Consider the following 3,447-nt stretch of genomic DNA (forward strand, 5'->3'; position numbering starts at 1 on the left):
GCCGGGCCGGCGAGACGGGCAGGCGGCCGCGCTGGCCTCCCTTGCCGGGCTGGTGTTCATCGGCTGGTCGCTGGCCGGCGACCGGGCGCCGGCGCCCGCCGTCACGGCAGGCGTCCCGGCGCAGCCCGGAGCCCGGGAGCAGCCCTTCACGCAGGCGCGGCTCGATGGCTTGCGGGCCGAAGGCCGGCTCGTCTTCGTCAACATGACGGCGGCCTGGTGCGTGAGTTGCCTCGTCAACGAGCGGGTGGCCCTGACCGAGACGGTGCGGGCGAGGCTCGAAGAGGCCAAGGGGGTCTACCTCAAGGGCGACTGGACCAACCAGAACCCCGAGATCACCCGCCTGCTCGAGCGGCACGGTCGCAGCGGCGTTCCCCTCTATGTGCTGTATCCCGGCAGCGGGGAGCCCGAGGTCCTGCCGCAGATCCTGAGCGAGTCGACGCTGCTGGAGAGCATCGAGCGCCTGTCCCGGCCGGCCAGGCGAGCGGTCCTCTCTCCGTCCGGCACGCGCGACGGGCCGGGATGACGTCCAGGCGCGGCCGCCGGGAGGCGGGCAGAGACGACCCGGCGGTCGCCACAGGCCGGTGACAACGTCGCTATCCCGGTGCATGGAGCGCCGATGGACTCCTTCAAGCCCTTTTTGGCCAAGGTCGCGACAGGCGCGAGCCTGACCCGAGACGAGGCCCGGGCGGCGTTCGAGACGCTGCTGTCGGGCGAGGTCACGCCCGCCCAGGCCGGCGGCCTCCTGATGGCGCTGAGGGTGCGGGGCGAAGCGCCGGCCGAGATCATCGGCGCCGTGGAGGCCATGCGCGGCCGCATGCTGCGCGTCGCGGCGCCCGAGGGCGCCATCGACATCGTCGGCACCGGCGGCGACGGCTCCGGCAGCTACAACGTCTCGACCCTGGCCGCCATCATCGTGGCCGGGGCGGGTGTGAAAGTCGCCAAGCACGGCAACCGGGCCGCCTCCTCGCGCTCCGGCGCGGCGGACGTGCTCACGGCGCTGGGCGTGAAGATCGGCCTCGAACCCGACCAGCTCACGGCGTGCCTGGAGCAGGCGGGTCTGTGCTTCATGTTTGCACAGACGCACCACGCCTCCATGCGGCATGTCGGGCCGGTCCGCATCGAGCTCGGCACCCGCACCCTGTTCAACCTGCTCGGGCCCCTGAGCAATCCGGCCGGCGTCAAGCGGCAGCTCCTGGGCGTGCCGTCCGGCGCCTGGATGGCGCCGCTGACCGAAGCGCTGCGCGACCTCGGCTCCGAGCGGGTCTGGACGGTGCACGGCTCCGACGGGCTCGATGAGATCACCACCACGGGGCCGAGCGACATCCTCGCCCTCGAAAGTGGCGCGCTGCGCCGCTTCACGGTCGCGCCGGAGGAGGTCGGGCTCGCCCGCGCCCGGCCCGAGGACCTCAAGGGCGGCGATCCCGATCACAACGCGGACGCGCTCCGGGCCGTGCTCGCCGGCGAGAAGACGGCCTATCGCGACATCGGCCTGATCAATGCCGGGGCAGCCCTGGCGGTCTCCGGCCAGGCCGCGGACCTCCGCGACGGGGTCGTCCGGGCCGCAGCCGCCCTCGACACAGGGGCGGCCCGCGCCGCGCTCGACCGCCTCGTCGCGGTCTCGAACGGGAGACCGGTGTGACCGACGTTCTCGCCCGCATCGCGCAGTACAAGCGCGAGGAAATCGCCATGGCCCGGGCCGCTCTGCCGGAGGGTGAACTGGCGCGCCGCGCCGCCGCGCAAAGTCCGCCCCGCGGCTTTTGCGAGGCCATCCGGGCCCGGCAGGCGGCAGGACGGCCGGCGCTGATCGCCGAGGTCAAGAAGGCGAGCCCGTCCAAGGGGCTGATCCGGGCCGATTTCGATCCGCCCAGTCTGGCCCGCGCGTACCAGGAGGGCGGCGCGGCCTGCCTGTCCGTGCTGACCGACGCGCCCTCGTTCCAGGGCGCGCCCGGCTACCTGACCGCGGCCCGCGCGGCCACGACGCTGCCGGCGCTGCGCAAGGACTTCATGTTCGAGCCCTACCAGGTGCTGGAGGCCCGGGCCTGGGGCGCCGATTGCATCCTGGTGATCATGGCCGCGGTCACCGACGGCGCGGCACGCGACCTCGTGGCTGCCGCGCGCGCGCTCGGCATGGACGCCCTGATCGAGGTTCACGACGAGGCGGAGCTCGAACGCGCCCTCCGGCTCGACGCCGTGCTGATCGGCATCAACAACCGCGACCTCCGCACCTTCGCGACCTCCCTTGAGACGTCCGAACGTCTGGCCCGGCTGGTGCCGGAGGACCGCATCGTGGTGGCCGAGAGCGGCATCGCCACCTCGGCCGACATCGCCCGGCTGGGCCGGGCCGGCATCGGGGCCTTTCTGGTCGGCGAAAGCCTGATGCGGCAGGCGGATGTCGCCGAGGCGACCCGCCGCCTCCTCGCCCCCGTCCAGGACGCGGCAGCCGCATGAGCGGGCTGACTCATCTCGACCCAACCGGCGCCGCCAACATGGTGGATGTGTCGGACAAGGCCGTGACCTCGCGGGTGGCGGAAGCCGAAGGCTGCGTAGTCACGCTGCCCGAGACGGTGGCGCTAATCCGCGCCGGGGACGCCAAGAAGGGTGACGTGCTCGGCACGGCCCGCCTCGCCGGGATCATGGCCGCGAAGCGCACGCATGAGCTGATCCCGCTCTGCCACCCGCTGCTCCTGACGCGGGTCAAGGTGCAGTGCGAGCTGGACGAGACGCTGCCCGGCGTCCGCGTCAGCGCCGAGGTCGCCGTGGCCGGGCAGACGGGCGTCGAAATGGAGGCCCTGACCGCCGTCTCGGTCGCCTGCCTGACGGTCTACGACATGGTCAAGGCGGCCGACCGGGCCATGCGGATCGAGGGCATCCGGCTCCTCTCCAAGAGCGGCGGCCGCTCCGGCACCTGGCGAGCCGAGTGAGCGTCGGCGTCGCACCGTCCGGCCGTGCCGGCGGAAGGCTGGGGCCGGTGCCGAGTGGACACCGACCCGGGCGGCGACGGGCAGGGTTTCTGCCCCGTCGTCCCCACAGCACCTTCTGAGGAGCAGGCCAGGTGGCTTCGGCGCTGATTCCGGTCTCCGAAGCGCTCGCCCGGGTGCTGGCCAGCATCCCGGAGCCGGTCGGCGAGGAGGACGTCGCGATCGCCGACGCGGCGCATCGGACGCTCGCCCGCGACATCGTGGCGGCCCGCAACCAGCCGCCCTTCGCAGCCTCCGCCATGGACGGCTATGCGGTCCGGTCGGCGGACATCGGCGCGGTCCCACAGCCCCTCACGGTCATCGGCGACAGCGCCGCCGGACGAGGTTTCCGGGGCAGCGTCGGGCCGGGCCAGGCCGTCCGCATCCTGACCGGCGCGCCGCTGCCGCCGGGGGCCGACACGATCGTCATCCAGGAGGATACCGAGCGGACCGACGACCGCGTCGTGATCCACGACAGCGCCGCCCCGGG

General features: G+C 73.5%; 4 protein-coding genes and 1 pseudogene. All 5 read left to right on the forward strand.

Annotated elements, in window-relative coordinates; translation table 11 throughout:
- Window positions 1-523 (forward strand): thioredoxin family protein (locus JWR86_RS09345; RefSeq protein WP_299564083.1); only part of this gene is annotated, 523 nt, incomplete at its 5' end.
- 93 nt (window positions 524-616) lie between these two features.
- A complete protein-coding gene (trpD, locus tag JWR86_RS09350) occupies window positions 617-1,639 on the forward strand; it encodes an anthranilate phosphoribosyltransferase (RefSeq protein WP_299564085.1) in 1,023 nt (340 codons plus the stop codon).
- Window positions 1,636-2,448: an indole-3-glycerol phosphate synthase TrpC gene (trpC, locus tag JWR86_RS09355; RefSeq protein WP_299564088.1), complete on the forward strand. Its 813-nt coding sequence runs from the start codon at window positions 1,636-1,638 to the stop codon at window positions 2,446-2,448. Before trpD ends, trpC begins: the two co-directional genes overlap by 4 nt.
- Window positions 2,445-2,921, forward strand: a complete 477-nt coding sequence (gene moaC, locus JWR86_RS09360; RefSeq protein WP_299564090.1) for a cyclic pyranopterin monophosphate synthase MoaC — start codon at window positions 2,445-2,447, stop codon at window positions 2,919-2,921. The genes trpC and moaC overlap by 4 nt, the downstream gene beginning before the upstream one ends.
- Before the next feature lie 131 nt (window positions 2,922-3,052).
- Window positions 3,053-3,447: pseudogene (locus tag JWR86_RS09365) on the forward strand (molybdopterin molybdenumtransferase MoeA); the annotation flags it as partial.

This window comes from Enterovirga sp., from assembly GCF_028290205.1.
Taxonomy (GTDB): domain Bacteria; phylum Pseudomonadota; class Alphaproteobacteria; order Rhizobiales; family Beijerinckiaceae; genus Enterovirga.

What these genes read in the sequence shown, in the direction of transcription:
- trpD (WP_299564085.1), top strand. Translation starts at nt 617, where the DNA reads ATGGACTCCTTCAAGCCCTTTTTGGCCAAGGTCGCGACAGGCGCGAGC.
- moaC (WP_299564090.1), top strand. Translation starts at nt 2,445, where the DNA reads ATGAGCGGGCTGACTCATCTCGACCCAACCGGCGCCGCCAACATGGTG.